This is a genomic window from Verrucosispora sp. WMMD573 (assembly GCF_027497175.1).
GTDB lineage: Bacteria > Actinomycetota > Actinomycetes > Mycobacteriales > Micromonosporaceae > Micromonospora.
Genome location: NZ_CP114901.1, coordinates 2,561,214 through 2,582,674 on the forward strand (window position 1 = coordinate 2,561,214; position 21,461 = coordinate 2,582,674).

Annotated in this window: 21 protein-coding genes; 17 read left to right on the forward strand and 4 right to left on the reverse strand. The window is 72.1% G+C overall.

Annotated elements, in window-relative coordinates:
- Window positions 1-254 precede the first annotated feature (254 nt).
- Window positions 255-710 carry a GNAT family N-acetyltransferase gene (locus O7601_RS11735; RefSeq protein ID WP_281566196.1) on the reverse strand — a complete coding sequence of 152 codons (456 nt, stop codon included), beginning with the start codon at window positions 708-710 and terminating at the stop codon, window positions 255-257.
- A 79-nt stretch (window positions 711-789) separates the two neighbouring features.
- Here O7601_RS11735 and O7601_RS11740 point away from each other — a divergent pair, with 79 nt between their 5' ends.
- Both O7601_RS11740 and O7601_RS11745 read left to right on the forward strand, forming a co-directional pair.
- Window positions 790-2,244 (forward strand): sigma 54-interacting transcriptional regulator, encoded by a 1,455-nt coding sequence (locus tag O7601_RS11740; protein WP_281566197.1) that lies wholly within the window; start codon window positions 790-792, stop codon window positions 2,242-2,244.
- Window position 2,245: 1 nt separating this feature from the next.
- The gene (locus tag O7601_RS11745; protein ID WP_281566198.1) at window positions 2,246-4,198 is read left to right on the forward strand and encodes a VWA domain-containing protein; all 1,953 of its coding nucleotides are present in this window, start codon (window positions 2,246-2,248) and stop codon (window positions 4,196-4,198) included.
- 66 nt (window positions 4,199-4,264) lie between these two features.
- Here O7601_RS11745 and O7601_RS11750 read toward each other — a convergent pair whose 3' ends face one another.
- On the reverse strand, window positions 4,265-4,963 hold the full coding sequence (locus tag O7601_RS11750; RefSeq protein ID WP_281566199.1) for an RICIN domain-containing protein: 699 nt from the start codon (window positions 4,961-4,963) through the stop codon (window positions 4,265-4,267).
- Between the two features lie 124 nt (window positions 4,964-5,087).
- Here O7601_RS11750 and O7601_RS11755 point away from each other — a divergent pair, with 124 nt between their 5' ends.
- From O7601_RS11755 to O7601_RS11800, 10 genes are all read left to right on the forward strand, one after another.
- On the forward strand, window positions 5,088-6,467 hold the full coding sequence (locus tag O7601_RS11755; protein ID WP_281566200.1) for an FAD-binding oxidoreductase: 1,380 nt from the start codon (window positions 5,088-5,090) through the stop codon (window positions 6,465-6,467).
- Between the two features lie 22 nt (window positions 6,468-6,489).
- A complete protein-coding gene (locus O7601_RS11760; RefSeq protein ID WP_281566201.1) occupies window positions 6,490-7,830 on the forward strand; it encodes a class I SAM-dependent methyltransferase in 1,341 nt (446 codons plus the stop codon).
- 103 nt (window positions 7,831-7,933) lie between these two features.
- On the forward strand, window positions 7,934-8,491 hold the full coding sequence (locus O7601_RS11765; RefSeq protein ID WP_281566202.1) for a helix-turn-helix domain-containing protein: 558 nt from the start codon (window positions 7,934-7,936) through the stop codon (window positions 8,489-8,491).
- Window positions 8,484-9,344 carry an SRPBCC domain-containing protein gene (locus tag O7601_RS11770; protein WP_281566203.1) on the forward strand — a complete coding sequence of 287 codons (861 nt, stop codon included), beginning with the start codon at window positions 8,484-8,486 and terminating at the stop codon, window positions 9,342-9,344. Before O7601_RS11765 ends, O7601_RS11770 begins: the two co-directional genes overlap by 8 nt.
- Window positions 9,345-9,491: 147 nt before the next feature.
- Window positions 9,492-10,625, forward strand: coding sequence for a hypothetical protein (locus O7601_RS11775; RefSeq protein WP_281566882.1), 1,134 nt, complete (start codon window positions 9,492-9,494; stop codon window positions 10,623-10,625).
- Window positions 10,626-10,689: 64 nt separating this feature from the next.
- A complete protein-coding gene (locus O7601_RS11780) occupies window positions 10,690-12,183 on the forward strand; it encodes a hypothetical protein (RefSeq protein WP_281566204.1) in 1,494 nt (497 codons plus the stop codon).
- Window positions 12,184-12,695: 512 nt separating this feature from the next.
- On the forward strand, window positions 12,696-15,020 hold the full coding sequence (locus O7601_RS11785) for an EAL domain-containing protein (RefSeq protein ID WP_281566205.1): 2,325 nt from the start codon (window positions 12,696-12,698) through the stop codon (window positions 15,018-15,020).
- A gap of 36 nt (window positions 15,021-15,056) precedes the next feature.
- Entirely contained in the window at window positions 15,057-15,815 is a 759-nt protein-coding gene (locus tag O7601_RS11790; protein WP_281566206.1) for a MerR family transcriptional regulator, read from the forward strand.
- A gap of 71 nt (window positions 15,816-15,886) precedes the next feature.
- On the forward strand, window positions 15,887-16,171 hold the full coding sequence (locus O7601_RS11795) for an antibiotic biosynthesis monooxygenase family protein (protein ID WP_281566207.1): 285 nt from the start codon (window positions 15,887-15,889) through the stop codon (window positions 16,169-16,171).
- Between the two features lie 181 nt (window positions 16,172-16,352).
- Window positions 16,353-17,507 (forward strand): hypothetical protein, encoded by a 1,155-nt coding sequence (locus O7601_RS11800; RefSeq protein WP_281566208.1) that lies wholly within the window; start codon window positions 16,353-16,355, stop codon window positions 17,505-17,507.
- A gap of 211 nt (window positions 17,508-17,718) precedes the next feature.
- Here the strand turns inward: O7601_RS11800 and O7601_RS11805 are convergent, their stop codons facing one another.
- Window positions 17,719-18,075, reverse strand: a complete 357-nt coding sequence (locus O7601_RS11805; protein ID WP_281566209.1) for a helix-turn-helix domain-containing protein — start codon at window positions 18,073-18,075, stop codon at window positions 17,719-17,721.
- A gap of 149 nt (window positions 18,076-18,224) precedes the next feature.
- Between O7601_RS11805 and O7601_RS11810 the strand changes: the two genes are divergently transcribed.
- The 4 genes from O7601_RS11810 to O7601_RS11825 are packed head-to-tail and all read left to right on the forward strand — an operon-like array spanning window position 18,225 to window position 19,529.
- On the forward strand, window positions 18,225-19,094 hold the full coding sequence (locus tag O7601_RS11810; protein WP_281566210.1) for an NAD(P)-binding domain-containing protein: 870 nt from the start codon (window positions 18,225-18,227) through the stop codon (window positions 19,092-19,094).
- A complete protein-coding gene (locus O7601_RS11815) occupies window positions 19,091-19,198 on the forward strand; it encodes a 3-hydroxyacyl-CoA dehydrogenase NAD-binding domain-containing protein (protein WP_281566211.1) in 108 nt (35 codons plus the stop codon). Before O7601_RS11810 ends, O7601_RS11815 begins: the two co-directional genes overlap by 4 nt.
- Window positions 19,195-19,389, forward strand: a complete 195-nt coding sequence (locus O7601_RS11820) for a hypothetical protein (RefSeq protein ID WP_281566212.1) — start codon at window positions 19,195-19,197, stop codon at window positions 19,387-19,389. The genes O7601_RS11815 and O7601_RS11820 overlap by 4 nt, the downstream gene beginning before the upstream one ends.
- Window positions 19,371-19,529 (forward strand): hypothetical protein, encoded by a 159-nt coding sequence (locus O7601_RS11825; protein ID WP_281566213.1) that lies wholly within the window; start codon window positions 19,371-19,373, stop codon window positions 19,527-19,529. Before O7601_RS11820 ends, O7601_RS11825 begins: the two co-directional genes overlap by 19 nt.
- A 131-nt stretch (window positions 19,530-19,660) precedes the next feature.
- Here O7601_RS11825 and O7601_RS11830 read toward each other — a convergent pair whose 3' ends face one another.
- Entirely contained in the window at window positions 19,661-20,104 is a 444-nt protein-coding gene (locus O7601_RS11830) for a MarR family winged helix-turn-helix transcriptional regulator (RefSeq protein ID WP_281566214.1), read from the reverse strand.
- A gap of 108 nt (window positions 20,105-20,212) precedes the next feature.
- Between O7601_RS11830 and O7601_RS11835 the strand changes: the two genes are divergently transcribed.
- Window positions 20,213-21,445 carry a multidrug effflux MFS transporter gene (locus tag O7601_RS11835; RefSeq protein WP_281566215.1) on the forward strand — a complete coding sequence of 411 codons (1,233 nt, stop codon included), beginning with the start codon at window positions 20,213-20,215 and terminating at the stop codon, window positions 21,443-21,445.
- Window positions 21,446-21,461 lie beyond the last annotated feature (16 nt).

The following is a 21,461-nucleotide window of genomic DNA, read 5'->3' on the forward strand; positions in this document are numbered from 1 at the left end:
AACTGTCGTATCCCAGGTGGCGGTGTCCGGCCGGCGGGGCATCGGCATCATGAGGTGATGCGAACTCCTGCGCCGCTGCGTCCGTTGGTCGCGGTCCTGGCCACCGCGGCCGGTCTCAACACGCTGAGCCTGCCCGAGCTCTGGGAGCCGGGCCGAGGGCTCGGCGCGGCGGGGCGCCTGCGGTCGCTGCCATCAGGGGTGACGGTGGGCCCCGTCCGTCGTCCGACACGGGGGGTGGGCGGCGGATCGGGCTGTCACGGCAGGTCGCGGGCGTAGCAGACGGAGAGCGTCTCGCCCCGGTACGGCCCGAAGTTGTCGATACGCCGGTAGCCCTCCCGCTCGTAGAAGCGCATCGCGTCGGGCTGGGCGGTGCCGGTCTCCAACAGCAGGGTGCGTACCCCGGCGTCGCGGGCGGCCTGTTCCAGGGCGTGCAGGATGGCGGTCGCGACGCCGGTGCCCCGGGCCGGCGGGCTGACGTACATCCGTTTGATCTCGGCGGAACCGGCGGCGAGGAAGCGCAGGCCGCCGCAGCCGACGGCGGTGCCGTCCGGGTCGCGGGCGATCAGGAAGACGCTCACCGTGTCGGCCGTGGGTTCCTCGCCCGGCTCATGGTCGTCGCAGCCGTAGCGGGCGTCGAGTTCGGCCCGTTGGGCGGCGCGGAGCCGGGTGGCGTCGGTCGACTCCCAGGGTTCGCGATCGATGGTGAGCACCGCCGCCTCCTCTTCATCCAGGCAGAGTTCATGATCATGCCAGGTCGATGGGGGTCAACGGCGGCAGGTGCGCGCTAGCGTGGGCGGGGTGAGTGAGTCTTCGTCTGTTCCGCCGCTCCCACCGGCCGACCTGCCCGCCACGCTCGGCGCGTTGCGCGCCGCCGGGCACCGCTACCGCACCGTCAAGCAGGAGCTACGCGACAACCTGCGGGCCCGGATGCGCGACGGCGCGCCGCGGTTCGCCGGCATCGTCGGGTACGACGACACCGTGCTGCCGGAGGTGGAGCGGGCGTTGCTCGCCGGGCACGACATGGTGCTGCTCGGCGAGCGGGGCCAGGGCAAGACCCGGCTGATCCGGTCGCTGGTGGCGCTGCTGGACGAGTGGACGCCGGTGATCGTCGGCTCGGTGCTCAACGAGCATCCGCTGCACCCGGTCACCCCGGCGTCGCGGGCGCTTGTCGCCGAGGCCGGCGACGACCTGCCGGTCGGCTGGCTGCACCGCTCGATGCGCTACGGCGAGAAGCTGGCCACCCCGGACACCAGCGTGGGTGACCTGATCGGTGACGTGGACCCGGTCCGGCTGGCCCAGGGCCGTACGCTCGGCGACCCCGAGACGATTCACTTCGGGCTGGTGCCGCGTACCAACCGGGGCATCTTCGCGGTCAACGAGCTGCCCGACCTGGCCGAGCGGATCCAGGTGGCGCTGCTCAACGTGCTGGAGGAGCGGGACATCCAGGTACGCGGCTACCAGCTGCGGCTGCCGCTGGACCTGCTGCTGGTGGCCAGCGCCAACCCGGAGGACTACACCAACCGGGGGCGGATCATCACGCCGCTCAAGGACCGCTTCGGCGCGGAGATCCGCACCCACTACCCGACCGACCTGGAGCTGGAGCTGGCGCTGATCCGGCAGGAGGCCGACCTGGTCGCCGAGGTGCCGGAGCACGTGCTGGAGGTGCTGGCCCGGTTCGCCCGGGCGGTGCGCGAGTCGCCGTCGGTGGACCCACGTTCCGGTGTCTCCGCCCGGTTCGCCATCGCCGCCGCGGAGACCGTGGCCGCCGCCGCGCTGCGCCGGGCGTGCCTGCTGGGCAGCGACTCGGAACTGCCGTCGGCCGAGGCGGTGGCCCGGGTGGGTGACGCGGTGTCGGTGACGTCCACGCTGCGCGGCAAGGTGGAGTTCGAGAGCGGCGAGGAGGGCCGGGAGATCGAGCTGCTCGGCCACCTGCTGCGTACGGCCACCGCCGAGACGTTCCGGGCCCGGCTGGCCGGGCTGGACCTGTCCGGCTTCACCGCACTCGTCGAGGAGGGGCAGGCGGTCGAGACCGGCGAGTTGGTGTCGGCGGCTGAGCTGCTGCGGCAGGTGGGCACGGTGCCGGGGTTGGCCAAGGTGCTCGACCGGCTCGGCATCGGTGACGCGCCGAGCACCGGGCAGGCCGCGGCAGCCGTCGAGTTCGTGCTCGAAGGTCTGTATCTGAGTCGCCGGTTGGGCAAGGACGTCACCGACGCCGGGCGGACCCGCTACGGAGGCCGGGACTGAGATGGCCGGCAACCGGTTCCGGTACGGGCAGTGGCGCGGCGGCCCCGATCCGCTCGCGCCGCCGTACGACGTGCAGGCCGCGGTGGATCAGGTCGGCGCGGAGGTGCTGGCCGGCGGCAGCCTGCGGGACGCGTTGCGGGATCTGCTGCGCCGTGGCCCGCAGGGGCGTGGTGGGCTGGACGGGCTGACCGCCCGCGCCCGCCGGCTGCGGCGCGAGGCGTTGCGCCGCGGGGAGCTGGACGGTGCGGTGACCCGGGCGCGGGCGCTGCTCGATCAGGCACTGGCCGCCGAGCGGGACGAACTGGCCCGCCGCGACGACGAGGCGGCCCGGTTCGCCGAGACGATGCTTGACGACCTGCCCCGCTCGACCGCGCAGGCGGTGCGGGACCTGTCCGACTACCGGTGGGCCAGCGACGAGGCCCGGCAGAACTACCAGCGGATCCTCGACGGGCTGCGCGACGACGTGCTCGGTCAGCGCTTCGCCGGGCTGCGCGACTCGGCGCGGCTGGCCGGAGACCCGGCGGTGCAGGAGCGGGTCGCCGAGATGATGCGGGACCTCAACGCGTTGCTGGCCCGGCACGCGCGCGCCGAGGACACCACCGACGCGTTCGCCGAGTTCATGCGCCGGCACGGCGACTTCTTCCCGGAGCGCCCGCGTGACGTGGACGAGCTGATCGACATCCTGGCTCGACGGTCGGCGGCCGGGCAGCGGCTGCTGAACTCGCTGTCGCAGCGGCAGCGGGAGGAACTCGCCGGGCTGATGCGCGAGTCCCTCGGCGACCGGCTCGCCGCCGAGCTGGACGCGCTGGAGGGAAACCTGCGGGCGTTGCGGCCCGACCTGCGCTGGGGTCGGGGCGAGCGGATGCAGGGCGGTCAGCCGCTGGGCTACGGCGAGGCGACCGGGGCGCTCGACGAGATCGCCGAGCTGGACGACCTGCTCGACCAGTTGGGTCAGGCGCACCCCGGAGCGACCCTGGACGACATCGACGTCGACGCGGTGACCCGGACCCTGGGCCGCGACGCGGCCGACGACGTACGCCGGCTGCGGGAGCTGGAGCGGGAGCTGCGCCGGCAGGGTTGGGTGACCCGCGACGCCGATGGTCTGACCCTTAGCCCGAAGGCGCTGCGTCGCCTCGGCGGCACCGCGCTGCGGCAGGTCTTCGCCGAGCTGACCGCCGGCCCGAGGGGCCAGCACGATCTGCGCTCGGCCGGGGCGGCCGGCGAGGTGACCGGGGCGTCGCGGCCCTGGGAGTACGGCGACGAGCAGCCGCTGGACGTGGTGCGGACGTTGACCCGGGCGGTCCGCCGGGCCGGCCCCGGGGTGCCGGTGCAACTGGCCGTCGAGGACTTCGAGGTGGTCGAGACCGAACGGCGGGCGTCGGCGGCGGTGGCGCTCTGCGTCGACCTGTCGTACTCGATGATCTCGCAGGGGCGGTGGGGGCCGATGAAGCAGACCGGGCTGGCCCTGGCGCATCTGATGGCCACCCGGTTTCCGCAGGACGCGTTGCAGATTATCGGGTTCGGCCGGCGGGCCGAGACGCTTACCCAGCAGGAACTGGCCGCCATCGAGCCGGACATGATGCAGGGCACCAACCTGCAACACGCGTTGCGGCTGGCCGGCCGGCATCTGCGGCGTCATCCGGACGCGGAGCCGGTGGTGCTGGTGGTCACCGACGGGGAACCGACCGCCCACCTGGATCCGGACGACGGTGAGGCGCTGTTCGCCTGGCCGTCGTCGGCGGAGACGATCGAGGCGACGGTCCGGGAGGTGGACCGGCTCGCCCGCTACGGGGCCACCCTGAACCTCTTCATGCTCGGCGACGATCCCGGCCTGCGCCGGTTCGTCGACGCGGTGGCCCGCCGCAGCGGTGGGCGGGTGTTCACCCCGGACGCCGACGACCTCGGCGAGTACGTGGTCAGCGACTACCTGCGGGCCCGCCGGGGCCGCCGTTAGTCCGGCGTAGCCGGGCACGGTTCGATGAAACGCGGACTGGACGAGGTCCACCGGCCGGAACTGGGGCTACTGGAGCGTCCAGCGTTGGGCCGGGTTGCCGTCGCAGGGTGCCTGGACGATGTCGGTGCCGGCCCCGGCGCCGCCGTCGCGGGCCTGGGCACACTTGCCGCTGTGTACGGCCACCAGCACGGTCGCGCCGCCGTCGACCGGTCGTAGCCGCCACTGCTGGTTGCCCTCGCCGTGGCAGCCGAACTGCTGCAACCGGGCACCGTCGTCACCGCTGCCGCCCTCGACGTCGAGGCACTGGTTGTGGGCGGCGTTGGTAAGCGTCACCGTGTCCGGGCCGAAGGCGTTCACCACCCACTGCTGCTCTGGCCCGCCGCCGCAGTCGGCCAGTTTGGCGACGGCCTTCTCGCCGGTGCCGTCGAGGCCGAGGCAGAGACCGGAACCGACCCCACGGAACACCTTCGGTCCGGTGACCGCGTCCGGATCCTCGCTGGGGCTCGGTGTGGGGGATGGCTCGGACCGGGTGGGGCTGGGTTCCGGTTCGCTCTCGGTCGGGCTGGCCCGCACCGTGCTCGGGGCGGGCGCGGCCACCGTCGGCGTCGGCTCCGGCTTCTCGCCGCCGACCACGCCGGTGGCGAACAGCACCCCCAGCAGTACGCCGACCAGCCCGACCGCCAGCGCCGCCACGAGCAGTGGATCGCGGGACGGTCCGGCTCGGCGGGTGCCGTAGACGCTGCCCGATCCATCGGTTTCCGACATCCCGGCATCCTGTCCCACGGTGCGCGGCGGCGACCAGTCGCCCCCAGCGTCAAACCTGATCTGGGTGCGAAACGCCTCTGATGGACATCCCGCCGGGCGGTCGCGGTCCGCGTAAAGTGATGCCATGCACGCCGTGCGTGATCATGACCTGGCGGTGGCCCAGCTGAGACGGTCGTATGCGGCGGTGCCACCCGGCCAGCCGGTGCGGCTGGCCAAGCGCACCTCCAACCTGTTCCGTCCGCGCAGCGCCCCCGCCTCCGGCCTGGACGTCAGTGGTCTCGGCGGGGTGCTGGGCGTCGATCCGACCGCCCGCACCGCCGACGTGCAGGGCATGTGCACCTACGAACGGCTGGTCGCCGCGACCCTGCCGTACGGCCTGATGCCACTGGTGGTGCCCCAGCTGCGCACCATCACCCTCGGCGGGGCGGTGACCGGGCTGGGCATCGAGTCGACCTCGTTCCGCAACGGACTGCCGCACGAGTCGGTGACCGAGCTGGACGTGCTCACCGGCGCCGGTGAGGTGGTCACCGCCCGGCCCGACGGCCCACACGCCGACCTGTACGCGGCCTTCCCCAACTCGCTGGGCAGCCTCGGGTACGCCACCCGCCTGCGGATCGAGCTGCAACCGGTCCGCCGGTACGTGGGCCTGCGCAACCTGCGGTTCACCAACCTGACCGCGTTGACCGAGGCGATCGGCGAGATCACCGCGACCCGCCGGTGGGCCGGTGCGAGCGTCGACGCGATGGACGGGGTGATGTTCAGCCCCGATGAGGCGTACCTCGTCCTGGGCAGTTTCAGCGACGACGTGCCGGCGGTCTCCGACTACACCGGCCAGGAGATCTACTACCGCTCGCTACGCCAGCGCCCGCACGACGCGCTGACCGTCCACGACTACCTGTGGCGCTGGGACACCGACTGGTTCTGGTGCTCGGCGGCGTTCGGCGCGCAGCATCCGGTGGTGCGCCGGTTGTGGCCGGCGCGGTGGCGACGCAGCGACGTCTACCACCGCATCGTGCGACTGGAGCACCGGCACCGGGTCGCGGCCCGGATTGACAGGTGGCGCGGGCAGCCGGCCCGGGAGCGGGTCGTGCAGGACGTGGAGATCCCGCTGGAGCGCACCGCCGAGTTCCTGCACTGGTTCGCCGCGAACGTCGGGATGACGCCGGTGTGGTTGTGTCCGCTGCGGCTGCGCGAGCCGGGCGGCCCGGGATCGGCCCGGTCCTGGCCGCTGTATCCGCTACGGCCGGGGCAGGACTACGTAAACATCGGGTTCTGGGGCAGCGTGCCGATCCCTGAGGGCGCCTCCGACGGCGACGTCAACCGGGAGATCGAGCGCGCGGTGTCGGAGACGGGCGGGCACAAGTCGCTCTACTCCGACGCGTACTACGACCGGGATGCGTTCGACCGGCTCTACGGCGGCGGCACCTGGCGCGCCGTGCGGGACCGGTACGACCCGGAGCATCGGCTGACCGGACTGTACGAAAAGGCAGTAGCACGAGCATGAGCGAGCGAAGCGGAGTGCCGGCATGAGTCTCACCGACCGAAGCCAGGGAGCGGCAGGCGCTCCCGCCACGCCGCCCCCCGGGGGCCGGCGGCGTGGGTCGACCGTGGCGGACATCGTCCGGGCGGTGACCTCGGGCCCCCTGCCGGTGCGGGTCACCGGGTACGACGGCAGCTCGATCGGTCCGGCGGACGCCGGGATCACCCTGTCGATCCGCTCCGAGCGCGGGCTGTCCTACCTGCTGACCGCGCCTGGCGACCTGGGCATGGCCCGTGCCTACGTCAGCGGTGACCTGGCCCTGGAGGGAGTGCACCCGGGCGACCCGTACGAGGCGTTGCGGGTGCTCGGTGGGGTACGGATGCGGGCTCCCGCGCTGGCCGACGGGTTGGCGCTGGTGCGCGAGCTGGGCTGGGAGCGGCTGCTGCCGCCGCCGGCGCCGCCGCAGGAGGCCCGGCCCCGCTGGAAACGGATCATGGATGGCCTGCGCCACTCGCGGACCCGCGACAGCAGCGCCATCTCGCACCACTACGACGTGTCGAACGCCTTCTACGAGCGGGTGCTCGGCCCGTCGATGACGTACACCTGCGCGGTGTACCGCAGCCCGGACGACACGTTGGAGCAGGCGCAGGCGAGCAAGTACGACCTGGTCGCCGGCAAGCTCGCGCTGCGGCCGGGGATGCGGCTGCTGGATGTGGGCTGCGGCTGGGGCGGCATGGTCCGGCACGCGGCCCGGGAGTACGGCGTCAAGGCGCTCGGCGTGACGCTGTCGAGGGCGCAGGCGCAGTGGGCACAGGCGGCGATCGAGCGGGAGGGGCTGACCGGGTTGGCGCAGGTGCGGCACCTGGACTACCGCGACGCACCGCGTGAACAGTTCGACGCGGTCTCCTCGATCGGCCTGACCGAGCACATCGGAGTCCGCAACTATCCGGCCTACTTCGGGTTCCTGCGGGACCGGCTGCGCCCGGGGGCCCGGCTGCTCAACCACTGCATCACCCGGGCGGACAACCGGGCGCCGCACCGTTCCGGCGCGTTCATCGACAGGTACGTCTTCCCGGACGGCGAGCTGGCCGGCCCGGGGCGGGTGATCAGTGAGATCCACGATGCCGGGCTGGAGGTGCACCACGAGGAGAACCTGCGCCAGCACTACGCGCTGACCCTGGCCGCCTGGTGCCGCAACCTGGTGGAGCACTGGGACTTCTGCGTCGCCGAGGTGGGTGCGGGTACGGCCCGGGTGTGGGGGCTCTACATGGCCGGATCCCGGCTGGCGTTCGAGCGTAACGGCATCCAGCTGCATCAGGTGGTGGCGACGCGCAACGGACCGGACGCGGTCAACGGCTATCCGCTGCGCCCGGACTGGCTGCCCTGACCGCCGCACCGCGCGACTGAGCGAGGCCGCGCCGGACGCTCCCGGCGCGGCCTTTCTCGACGCTATTGACAAAGAAGTTTTTTACGTACAAGCTGGTTTTGCCATGAGAGACGTCCTGTACCTGGAGCAGATCGAGCAGGCCGAGGTGCTGCTGAAACCGCAGCGCGTCGAGATCCTGCGGCAGTTGGCCGAGCCACGCACCTGCACCGAGGTGGCCGCCCGGCTGGAGCAGACGCCCCAGCGCGTCTACTACCACGTCAAGCAACTCGTCGCGGCCGGGCTGGTCGAGCAGGTCGACAGGCGCAAGGTCCGCGGCATCACCGAGGGCATCTACCAGGCCGCCGCCCGGTCGTACTGGCTCTCACCGCGGCTGGTCGGTCGGATCGGGCTGCGCCGCGCCCGCGACGAGCTGAGCCTGGGCTACCTGCTGGACCTGATGGAAGAGGTCCAGGCCGACGTCGCCGCCCTGGACCGCACCGCCCCGGAGCTGCCGTCCATCGGCGTCTCCGGCGAGATCCGCGTGCCGGCCGAGCGTCGGCAGGAGTTCCTGCACGACCTGCAGTCCGCGTTGCAGGAGTTGTTCACGCGCTACGGCGGCGCCGAGGGAGACGCCTTCAAGCTCGCCGTGGCCTGCTACCCGAAGGGAACCGACAGTGACTGAACCGATGACCGTCGCCGCCCGCCTCGCCGCGCCGATCGCGCGAGTGCGCCAGGCCCTCACCGACCCCGCCGAGCTGCGCATCTGGCTGGCCGAGCATGCCGAGGTCGAGCTGCCCGAGCGATACGAGTTCTGGGGCCGCTACACGCCCGAGGGCGACGCTCCACATCAGCGTGTGCTGCACGCCGACGAGGACCGGCTGCGCTTCGCCTGGCTGCTCGACGGGGTGGAGACCACCACCGAGATCACCTTGAGCGCGGACGGGCCGGACGCCACCGTGCTGCGGCTGTCGCAGACCCACTTCGACTTCAACGACGTGATCAACGGCACCAGCATCCGGGGTGTCCTCCAGACCTACTGGGCGCTCACCATCGCCAACCTGGAGGCCCACCTTGCCGGCCAGCCGTTGCTGCCCAGGACGGACTTCACCAGCGCCGACTTCCGTGGCGAGCTGGAGATCGCCGCGCCGGCCGACAAGGTATGGGAGTCCCTGACCGACTCCGAGCAGGCCAGCGCCTGGTTCGGCTACCCGATCGGGATCGAGCCCTGGGTCGGCGGCCGGTACGCCATGGGTGGCTTCGACAGCGGCTTCGCCGCCAAGGTGGTCGACCTGGAGCCGGGCCGCAAGATGTCCATCGACTGGGGAGCGCCCGGTGTGACGAGCTGGGAGCTGGCCGAGTCGGACGGGAGGACGAAGCTCACCTTCGTGCAGAGCGGCTTCGACGAGCAGAACCCGCCGTACGCGTCCTGGTCCGGCATCGTGTCCGGGTGGGCCGAGCTGCGTCGCTTCCACGAGGTGCCCGACTGGCAGCCGATCTGGCTGCCCGAGGAGAGCGGCGTCGCGACTGCCGGTTGAGTCCCACGGGTGCGGGCGGCCACCCGGACATCCCCCGTGGCCGCCCGGCCCCGCGACGCGTCACCCGGCGTGCAACGGATCGCCTGATGGGCTGGCGCGACGGGCCGGAGTTCGCGGACGCGGCTATCGTGGCCTGTCGTGACGGGTATCGAGCAGCGACTGGCCGCGATCCGGGGCGACGCGCCGCCGAAACGACACAACGCCCGTACGATCGCGGCGTTGACCGGCAACCCGGCCTGCACCCGCCGGGCGGTCCTGGACGGTGCCGGAGTCGACAAGCCGGCGCTGGCCGAGCGGGTCGGCTTTCCCGCCCGGTTCGGGCAGTCCCGCTTCGCCATCACCCGAGGCAACACGTTCGAGGCACAGGTGAAGGCCGACGGCGGTGCCGAACTGCTGCGGCTGGTCGCGGAGCGGCTCGGCGTACCGGTACCGGCGGCGGCCGGCTGGACGGACCTCGGTGACGGCGAGGAACCGGCAGCCCGAGCCAGACGCTCGGCGACCCTGCTCACCGAGGCGCTGCCTTCTGTCGAAGCCGACACCGCCGACCCACCCAATGCCGAGGAGCCGCCGCGTACCGGCGGGCCGGCGGCGCTGTTCGACCATCCGATGCTCGCCCTGACGGTCGCCGGGCAGCGGGTGCACCTGGAGCCGGACCTGGTGGCCGCCCGGCTGGGCGGCCGGTTCCACGTGGTCGAGATCAAGTCCTTCCCGGTGATCGACGGCCAGGCCGACCCGGCGAAGCTGGCCGCCGCGGCGGTGCAGTCCGCCGTCTACGTACTGGCGCTGCGGGAGCTGCTCACCGCCCGAGGCCACGACCCGTACCTGGTGTCGCACGAGGTGGTGCTGGTCTGTCCTCGGGACTTCAGCAACGAGCCGGTGGCGCATCTGCTCGACGTACGCCGGCAACTGCTTGTGGTGCGCCGGCAACTGGATCGGATGGACCGGCTCGACGCGCTGCTGGCCGACGTTCCGGCCGACTTCACCGCCGATCCCGCCGCCGATCCGGCGGCCCTGGCCAGTTCGCTGGCCCGGGTGCCGGCCCGGTACGCTCCCGACTGCCTGGCCAGCTGTGAGCTGGCGTACCTCTGCCGGCACGAGGCGCGCGGGCAGACCGGGGCGCTCGGCCGCCCGGTCCGCGAGGCGCTCGGCGGGATCGCTGACGTCGGTGAGGTGCTGGCGCTCGCCGCTGGAGAAGCCGCGACCGACCCTGAGCGAGCGGAGGCCGCCGCGCTGCTGCGGACCGCGGCCCGCCTGCGCGCCGACGCCCTCGCCACCGCATGAGCGAGCGCATCAGGCGCGGCGTCGTGGTGCCTCAGGTCGGTGTGCGGCGCAGCGGAGTGCCGACTTGAGCACGTTGCGGGCGCTGGCGGCGGCGCAGGCGGTGGCCACGGGAGTCGCCCAACCGGTGGCCACCGTGCGGCATCTGCACCTGTCGAGGCGGCCCCTCGTGCTGGTACCGCTGGCGATGGCGGGGGAGGCCAACGCACCGCTCGCCGCGATGGTCGGCTCGGCCCCCGGCGAGGGACGACTGCTGATCGTGCCGCAGCCGCGAAACCGGGACCAACGGTTCGCGTTCGCCGCCGAGCTGGCCACGATCGTACTGCCCTATGTGGACGCACACCGCACCGCGAACGAGGCGGTCGCCGTGGACCGGGGCCGGGACGTCCGCTACCGGTACCTCGACGCCCCGCAGCTGCTGGTACCAAACCCGGCGGGGGTGACGTTCCTGCGGCTGCTCGGCCGGTCCACCCGGTTCCGTCGGGTCGACGGCGAGTATCCGGTGCCGCCGCAGGTGCCACTGCTTGGCCGCTGGCTCACCTTCTTCGCCGAACGGGCCGAACATCCCGGCTCGTCGGCGCTGATGGCGATGACGCAGGCGTTGACGCTGCACTGGGCGACCGGGCAGAGCGCGGTGGAGGATCTGCACCTGCCGGCGCTGCTGGGCTGGATCGCCCCACCGACCGGGCTGTCCGGAGCCGAGGCCGCCGCCCGGGCCGAGGACCCGTCGATCTGCCCGCCGGCCGGGCCGGCCACCGACCCCGGGTTCGACAACCGGCTGCTGGCGCCGGCCATCGAGGCGTACGCCGCCGCCGGCACGGACGAGGCGACGCGCGTCGAGGCGTACGCGGAGCTGGAACGGCTGCTGCGGGACCAGCTGACGCCCACCTGGGAGCTGATGTGGCGCGGCCTGGGGCTGCTTCGGGCACTGCCGCCCGGCACCCGGGTGGCCGGGCGGTGGGACGGCGACCGGGACGCCTTCACCGCCCACGCCGACCACCTCGACTCCGACGGTGCGCCGCAGCCGCGCCGGGACGGCGCGGTGGCCGCCGCCGCCCGGCTGCACCGCCTGGAGCGGGCTGCCGCTACCTACGCGGTGCAGCGCGCCTACGACGATCCGCTGGTGATGGCCGAGTACCGGCTGACCGGCGAGGCGTTCGTCGGTGAGGTGCTGCTGGCCGACCCGACCCGGGTAGACGACAGTGGCCGACGGCCGGTGCTGCGCCCGCGCATCCAGCTGATGACCACCGACCCGGTGCTGGTGCCGGTCGGCGCGACCCTGTCCAGCCCGTCCCGTCCCGGGCAGAAGGCGCGGCTGGTGTTCCTCACCCCAACGGCCGACAGCAAGACCGAGGTGGTGTTGGAGCTGTCCGGCGGGATGGGGCGCGGCCTGACGGCCAACCCGGGCAGCGTGCCGGAGGTGGGGGAGCGACTCTGCTACACCACGCTCAGCGATGCCTACGTGCCGGGCGCGGCGTTTCCGGCCGTCGAGGAGACCCCGTGGACCCACGGCGGCCCACCCGCGACCGCAGCGGCGGCGCCCGACGAGGAATGGGCGTGAGCGCGGATCGCGGATCGTAACCATCCTTCGGTAGGGACACTGCCACCTCGGACGCTTTGCTCTGCTTACCTATACGCACAGGTTGCGCTGCGTGACTGGGGTGAACGCTGCTAAGACCAGCTCAACGTGGGGTTGCGTATAGGTAAGCAGAGCAAAGGTGGAAGACAGCAATGTCGCTGGCGGACCAGACGGTTACGTCTAGTGATATGTCGTTGCGGTCACCCTGCGTCATTGTCGCGTTGCGGCGGGTCGCGATCGGCGGGTGGAGCGGGAGGCCCGGCCCCGAGGGAACCCTTTCCGCCCGGTGCGGGTGCGACCAGCGCGACAGGGGACTACGGGCGACCGCGAGCGGGTCGTTGCCCGCGCCGCCGCACCGGGAGTCGTCAGGTTGCGGACTCGCCTATCGGTGGATCTGGCGGGGTGGCTGCGGGCGTGGCTAGGCTTTCGGGGTTTGCCAGGGCAGGACCTCGCCGTCGAGGGTGTACGCACGAGAGAGAGCCGGAGCGATCGCTGTGTCGCGGAAGGACGTCGAGCGGGCTGCCGCGCGCTCGCCCGGAACGGACCGGGTCGGCCGTGTGGGGCTGGTCGGTGCCGGTGTCGTCGTCGCGGTCGAGGCGCTCTGGCTGATGCTCGGGCTGCCCGCCGGCGCCTTGGTGAGCGACCTGGGCGCGCTCACCGTGGCGGGCTGGGCCGCGATCGCCTGCGTCGCGGCGTCCCGCCAGCATCCGACGGTACGCCGGTTCTGGCTGCTGTTGGCAGCCACCATGGCGATGTCGCTTGCCGGACGGGCACTGTGGACGTCCCAGCGGCTGCTCGGGGAGAGCCTGCCACACACCCTGCCCATCGGGTTGATCTTCGTGGCAAGCCTGCTGACCGGCACCGCCGCGTTGTTCTGCTCGGTCACCGCGCCACGTACCACTGTGGGTCGGGCCCGGACCCTGCTCGACGGGGTGATCGTCGGGCTGGCGCTGATCCCGATCGGCTGGTTGCTGATCTTCCGCAACGTCAGTCAGGCCGACCTGGACGAGCCGCTGCGCACCGCCGGCCTGCTGTACCCGATGTTCGACCTGATGCAGCTGACCATCCTGGTCGCGGTGGTCGGCCCGGGCCGGCCGGTGTGGCGGCCGATGGCGCTGCTCGGCGCGAGCCTGACCGTACGAGCGGTGGCCGACACGGTCTACGTGTCGCTGGTGGCTGCCGGCACCTACCAGCCCGGCACCCCGGTCGACGTGCTCTGGCCGCTGAGCTACCTGCTGATCGTGGTGGCCACCCGGATGCCCCCGCCCCGGGACCACGGTGCCGCCGAGGAGGACGGCGAGGCGCCGTTGCCGCAGTGGTGGCGGGTGGTGCTGCCCTATCTGCCGGTGGGCGGGGCGATCGTGGCGACGATGCTGGCCCGCGACGCCAGCGGTCACACCCCGATGCCGATCTTCCTGGCGATGATGGCGTTGCTGGCCATGCTGGCGCTGCGGCAGGGGTTGGCGGCGAACGAGAACCTGCGTCTGGTGGTGCAGCTACGCAAGCTCGCCTACGTCGACCAGCTCACCGGGCTGCCCAACCGGCTGGCGTTCACCCGCCGGCTGCGGGGTGCGTTGCGCGGCACCGATCGGGTCGCCGTGCTGCTGCTTGACCTGGACGGGTTCAAGCAGGTGAACGATCGGTTCGGGCACACCACCGGCGACACGCTGCTGTCCGGCCTGTCCCGGCGGATGCGTCGGGCGGTCGGTGACGACGGCATGATCGCCCGGATCGGCGGAGACGAGTTCGCGGTGCTGGTCACCGATGGGCGGCCGTTGGCGCCGGAACGACTCGCCGAGCGGTTGTTGGCGGCACTGCAACCGTCGCCCGGGGAGGAACTGGTCGGGGTGCACCCGTCGGCCAGCATCGGGATCGCCGAGTACGGACCGCAGCACATCTCCCACACCGACCTGCTGCGCGACGCGGACATCGCCATGTACGCGGCGAAGGCGGCCGGCAAGTCCGCGTACCGGAGGTGCACGCAGGGGCTGCGGGAGTCGGCGGTGAGCCGGGCCGAGTTGATCGCCGACCTGCGGCGGGCCGTCGACGAGGAGCAGCTGCACCTGGAGTTCCAACCGATCGTGGACCTGGCCACCGGAACGGTGCGCAGCGCGGAGGCGTTGGTGCGGTGGCGGCATCCCCGGCTGGGCGTGCTCAGCCCGGCCCGGTTCCTGCCGCTGGCCGAGGAGACCGGACTGATCCTGCCGATCGACAGGTGGGTCATCCACGAGGCATGCCGGGCAGCGGCCACCTGGCAGGACCAGGTTCCGTCGGCGACGGTCGCGGTGAACATCGCCGCCTCGCACCTGCGCCGCCCCGACCTGATCGCCACCGTCACCGAGGCCACCGCGGGCGCCGGGCTGGCACCTCGGGCACTGACCCTGGAACTGACCGAGTCGGCGCTGATCGAGGGCAGCGACGCGGTGCTGGACCGGCTGAGGCAGCTGCGCGAGTTGGGCATCCGGATCGCCATCGACGATTTCGGCACCGGATATTCGTCACTGAGTTACCTGCACCGGATCCCGGCGACCGAGTTGAAGATCGACCGGTCGTTCGTGGCCCGGATTCCCGAGGACACCCGGGCGTACGCGACGGTGGAGATGGTGACCCGGCTGGCCGACGCGTTCGATCTGAGCGTGGTGGCCGAGGGGGTGGAGACCGAGCGGCAGCACGAGGCCGTGGCCGCGATCGGCTGCGTGCAGGGGCAGGGTTACCGCTACGGTCGCCCGACCGCCCTGGCCGAGCTGCGTACCTTCCTGGTGAAGGCTGACCCTCCGGGTGTGCCCGGCGTCGCAGAATCGGGCTTGACCCTCACGTAACGGCAGGCGGGACCGTGGTTCCGGAAAGGGGGAACCATGGCCCACACGGTTGGTCAGGTGGCGAAGCTCGCCGGCGTGACGGTCCGGACGCTGCACCACTACGACGAGATCGGTCTGCTGACGCCGAGCGGGCGCAGTGGCTCGGGCTACCGCCGCTACTCCGAGGCGGACCTGGAGCGGTTGCAGCTGATCCGGTACTACCGCGAGCTGGGGTTCCCGTTGGACGAGATCGCCGTGATCCTCGACGACCCGGCGAGCGGACCGGGAGCGCACCTGCGCCGCCAGCACGAGCTGCTGACGGTGCGGATCAAGCGCCTCCAGGAGATGGTCGCGGCGATCGAATTCGCGATGGAGGCGAGCAAGATGAACATCCCACTGACCCCGCAGGAGCGGTTCGAGGTCTTCGGGGGCTTCGACCCGGACGCGCACGCCGAAGAGGCGGAGCGGCGGTGGGGCGGCACCGAGGCGTACCGGGAGTCGACCCGGCGGACGTCGAGCTACCGCAAGGAGGACTGGCAACGGTTCAAGGCCGAGACCGAGGACTGGGGGCGGCGGATCGTGGCGCTACTGGCCTCGGGCGCACCGGCCGACGGGCCGGCGGCCATGGAGTTGGCCGAGGAACACCGGCAGCAGATCAGCAGGTGGTTCTACGAGTGCTCGTACGAGATCCACACCGGGCTGGCCGACCTGTACCTGGCCGACGAACGGTTCACCGCCCACTACGAGGCGATGGCTCCCGGTCTGACGGAGTATCTGGCTGAGGCGATCCACGCCAACGCGATCACCCGTGCCTGATCGGGCGTGCGGACCGTGAAGGATCGGGAGAGTATGACTGGCGTCCGCTCTCCCGATCTTCGGAGGTTGCCTTGCTGATCGTCGCCGGCACGCTACAGGTCGACCCGGCCGGGCGGGACGCCTACCTGGCCACCTGCGCCGAGATCGTCCGCCAGGCGCGCGAGGCGCCCGGTTGCCTCGGTTTCGCCATCAGTCCCGACCTGGTGGAACCGGGTCGGATCAACGTCTACGAGCGGTGGGAGTCCGAGGAACAGATGCTGGACTTCCGCGGTTCGGGCCCGGAGCCGGAGCAGCGGGTGGCGATCGTCGAGGCCGAGGTCCACAAGTTCCTGGTCAGCACGGTCGAATCACCCTGAGGCCGGTGCCGCCGGGCCATTCTTCGGGCGTCGCGAAACCACCATCTCGTCCTTGTTGCTCCACCGATCGGGTAATTCGACCGCTTCTGCCCGTGTCCATGCCGGTGCTCGCAGCCGTTAACACTGTGACACCCCATTTGGTGGCCTGCGGTTGGTGGCATGCACGGCGAAGGAGTTCGGCGTGGCGAGGACTGATTCGACGGGTTCGACATGGCGGTACCGGTGGGCGCGCCGGCAGAACGAGCGCCGGCTGCGGCTGTTCCGCAGCGTCGAGGGAGGCTGGCGGCGACGCGACGTCGAACTGCGCCGCCTGCGTACGCTCGCCGAGCAGTGCCAGGGCTCGGCCACGGCCGGCGATGGCCTCCCGCTCGAACTGGCCCCTGACGAGGTGGTGCTCCGGGTGGTGCCGGCGGCGCAACTCGTGGAGTTGCGGCACAACGCCGTACTGCCCGCCCCGGATCTGACCGTGGGCGCGCCGACCGGCCGGCTGCGGCGGCGTCTGCCCGACGGGGTACGGGTCACCGACGCCGGCATGGCGGTGATCACCAACCGTCGGCTGGTGCTGCTCGGTGGGCGGGGCCGGCGCGACTGGGCGTACGGCCGGATGACCGGTCTGGCCCACGACCCGCACGCGTCGGTGACCCTGATCCAGGTGCTGGACCGGCGGCGGACCTCGGGGGTGCTGCTGCGACCGGACGTGGCGGCCGAGTTCCGGTTCGTGCTCACCCTGGCCTTCGCCGACGCCATCGAACAGCGCCAGGCGGTCATCGACCAGCTCGACGAGTTGATCGACGAGCACGCCCGGCTGCGTCCGTCCCGCCCCGGCATCGCCACCCCCGGGCAGGCCCGGTTGTTGGCACTCATTCCCGGGGGCCGACGAACCGCCGTGGTCGCCGCCGCGCTCGCCGTGATGGTGCCGGTGGCCCTGGCCAACTCCGGCCCGTCCGACCCGACCAGCACCGAGACCGCGGTTGCCGCCCCCGGAGCGCCGGCCGCGACCAGCGCCTCGACCGCAGCGCGCGGCACCGGCTCCACGCCGGCACCGCGTGCCACCGGCTCCACGCCGGCACCACGTGCCACCGGCCCAGCCAAGGCCAACCCGAAACCCGAGCGGCGCTGCGGCGCCCCCGAAAACCCGATGGGGTACGACTTCTGCGGCGGAAAACGGGTCCGTGAGCCGGCCCGCGAGGTGTGCGACCACTTCGACTGCGTGCCCGGCTTCTGGGAGGGACGCGGTTACCTGGTGCAGTGCGAGAACGGCAAGGTCAGCCTGGCCGGCGGTAGCCCCCGGGCCTGCGGTCTGCACGGCGGCGTCCGCCGCACCATCTGGACCTGACCCACCCCACCCCACGCATCCGCTCGCCCCACCCATCCGCAACGTGGAGAAGAGCGCCAAGCGAAGCCGCACTATCCCCGAAGTTGCTGGGTGATGCCAGGTGCGAGGCCGCGCTATCCCCGAAGTTGCTCGTGTGTCACGGGGGTGAGGGCGCAGTTTCCCCGAAGGTGCTCAGTGGTGTGCGACCCGGCCGGCGGGCGACGGGGTGCGTTCAGGAGGGGGCCGGGGTTTCGGCGGCCAGACGCTCGGCGCGACGCTGCCCCCACTCGCCCAGGGGCCCGAGCGCCTCGTTGAGTGACTGGCCGTGCTCGGTGAGGGAGTATTCCACTTTGGGCGGGACCTCGCGGTAGACCTCGCGGTGGACCAGACCGTCCTGCTCCATCTCACGTAGGTGCTGGATGAGCATCTTCTCGCTGACCCCGGGCAGACTCCGTTTCAGCTCGCCGAACCGCCGGGTGCCGTAGTTGTCCAGCTCCCACAGGATCAGCGACTTCCATTTTCCGGACACCACGTCCATCGCCGCATCGATCCCGCAGATGTACGGGCCGCACCGCTCACTCGATGCCATGGATCCGCCTTCCACTAACCGATCTTCAATACTTACTTCTAGGTAAGTATTGAACAGAATAGTAGGTACTTGCCCATTGGATTGTGGTCGCCAACGATGGTGATCGGCGCGCCCGTCAGATCACCGAACAAGGCAGGGGACCATCGCAAATGACTGTCAGCACCACCTTCCTGGGACTGGGCGCGATGGGTAGCGCCCTCGCGAACGCCGCACTGGACGCCGGCCACCGGATCGTCGCTTGGAACCGCACCGGCCACCGGGCGCACGGCCTCGGCGCACGCGGCGCCACCATCGTCGACAGCGTCGAGAAAGCGGTGGCCGGCCGGGGCGCGGTCGTCGTGTGCCTCTTCGACGCCGCCTCCGTACGCGAGGTGCTCGAAACCGTGGCGACCGATCTGGCCGGTCGCATCGTGATCAACCTGACCACCACCACGCCTGAGCAGTCCCGTGACCTCGCCCGATGGGCCGGTCAGTGTGGCATCGATCTCCTCGACGGTGCGATCTTGGCCGTGCCGGAGACGATCGGCGGCCCCGAGTCGGTGATCTTCTACAGCGGTTCGGCGGAAGGCTTCGCGCAACACCGGCTCCTGCTCGACCTGTGGGGCGAGAGCAGCTACCTCGGGCCGGATCCGGGCATGGCGGCGCTCTACGACACGGCGATGCTCGCCGGCATGTACGCGATGTTCGCCGGCTTCCTGCACGGCGCGGCCATGGTCAGTTCCGAGGGGGTGCCGGCCGGCGATTTCGTCCGGCGGCAGGCGCCGTTCCTCGCCGCGATGACTGAGCAACTGGCCGACTACGCCGCGACGATCGACGAGCAGGACTATCTCGGGCCGGGCCAGCAGAGTTTGCGGTTCACCGAGACGGCGCTCGCCACAGTGATGCGGGCCAGCACCCGGCAGGGCGTGACCGACGAGGTTCTGAGGCCGGTGCACGATCTCGTCCGGCGGCAGATCACCGCCGGGTTCGGCGAGCACGGCACCGCTCGCATGTTCGAGGAACTGCGGAGCGTCAGATGAGCGGGAAGAGCGAACTCCGACCGGTCACCGTCATCGGTCTCGGTCCGATGGGGCGGGCGATCGCTGCCGCCCTGATCCGGGCCGGACATCCTGTCACCCTGTGAAACCGTACCCCGAGCCGGGCCGATGGCCTGGTCGACGACGGTGCCACCCTCACGCCGACGCCGACGCCGACGCCGACGCCGACGCCGACGCCGACGCCGACGCCGACGCCGACGCCGACGCCGACGCCGACGCCGACGCCGACGCCGACAGCGGCCGCTGCCGGCAGCGGCCGTGGCCGCCAGCGGCCTGACGATCCTCAGCCTCACCGCCTACCCGGCGATGTACGACATTCTCGGCCCGGTGGCCGGCGAGCCCGGCGCCCTGGCCGACCGCACCCTGGTCAACCTCAGCTCCGACACTCCCGACACCTCACGGGACACGGCCGCATGAACCGCTGGCGCGGGCACTGGTAGCCGGCGAGCACCCGGGCGACCTGAGCACGGTACGGATGATGGGCGGGACCGCCCTGTACGAGGTGATCCGGGCCCGGAGCTGACGGAGGGCGGCGCGGCCGGCCCGGGTCAGGGCAGCTCGGCGGTGCGGTCGGCCAGACGGCACAGCGCGGGCACGGCGGCGCGCAGCCGCTCCTGGTCGGTCGCGTCGAGGGCGTCGAGGGCGGTGGCGAGCAGCTCGCGGCGGTACTGCCCGTAGGCGGCGATGCGCTCGTACGCCACGTCGGTCAACGTCAACCGGACGGTACGCCGGTCGGCCGGATCGCGATCCCGGCGCAGCAGACCGGCGGCGGTCAGTTCGCCGACCAGGGTGCTCACCGTGTTCGCGGCGGTACCCAGCCGCTCGGCGGCCTCCCGGACGCTGATCCCGGGCTGGCGTTGCACCAGCCGCAGCACCTCGACCTGCGCGTCCGGCAGGGCGGCACGCCCGGTCCGCTGGATGGCCCGACGGCGGAGCACCCGGTGCAGGTCACTGAGGGCCGCGCCGAGCTGGTCGAGCGTCTCGTCGGTCACAATGCCGCCCCTTCACGCTGCAACACCTCTGTGGGCAGAGCTACCGTAGCCGAACGCCCCCGGCAGTCGGCCATGCCGTGGTGGCGCCGATCGCCGAGGGGACCGCCGATGCCGCAGACCGACGTGCCCGTACGCCCGCCGGAGCGCATCACCCCGCCCACCGGTCGCGCCGCCCTCGCGCTGCTGGTGCTGCTCGGCTCGCTCACCGCGATCGGTCCGCTGTCGCTTGACACCTACCTGCCGGCGTTTCCGGGGATGACCCGCGACCTGGCCGCCAGCCAGGCACAGATCCAGCTCTCCCTGACCACCTGCCTGATCGGCATGGCCCTGGGCCAACTCGTCACCGGTCCGCTCAGCGACCGCTGGGGACGACGCCGTCCGGTGCTTGTCGGCGTCGCCGCGTACACCCTGTTGTCGCTGGTCTGCGCCCTCGCGCCGTCGGCGGAGACGCTCGCGGTGGCCCGCTTCGCCCAGGGCTTCGGCGGTGGCATGGGCACGGTCGTCGCCCGTGCCGTAGTGCGTGACCTGTATTCCGGCCGGGCCGCCGCAAAGTACTTTTCCCGACTCGTCCTGATCTTCGGCATCGCGCCGATGGTCGCCCCCGCCCTCGGCAGCCTGGTGCTCAACGTCGGCGACTGGCGTACCATCTTCGTCGCCCTCGCCCTGGTCGGTGCCCTGCTCACCACCGCCGTCGCGCTGCGGCTACCGGAGACCCTGCCCGCCACTGGGCGCAGCACCGGTGGCCTGGCCGCGACCACCGCCGCCGGGCGCACGCTGCTCGCCGACCGCGTCTACCTCGGGTACGCGCTGACCCAGGGCCTCGCCTTCGCCGGACTCTTCGCCTACCTCTCCGGCTCCTCGTTCGTCCTCCAGGACGTCTTCGGTCTCTCCGCCGGCACGTTCAGCCTCGTCTTCGGCGGCAACGCGCTCGCCTTCGTCGCCGTCGGCCAGCTCAACGCCCGCCTGCTCGACCGCCACGATCCCCGCCCACTGTTGGTCAGCGGCCTCGGCCTCGGTCTGCTCGCCGCGCTCGGTGTGCTCGCCGGGGCACTGCTGAACAACCTGCCGGTGGTCGTCGCCGCGCTCTTCGTCTTTCTCGGCTCGCTCGGCCTGGTGATGCCCAACGGCACCGCCCTAGCCCTGGACCGGCACGCCGCCCGCGCCGGCACCGCCGCAGCGCTGCTCGGCGGCATTCAGGCCGTGGTCGCCGCCAGCGCCGCACCACTTGTCGGGCTCGGCGGAGAGGGCAGCGCGCTCCCGATGGCCGTGGTCCTCAGCGCCGCAGCAGCCGCCTCCCTGCTGATGCTGCTGACCCTCGCCCGCCCCGCCCGCGGCCGGTAGTAGCTCCGGCTGCGCC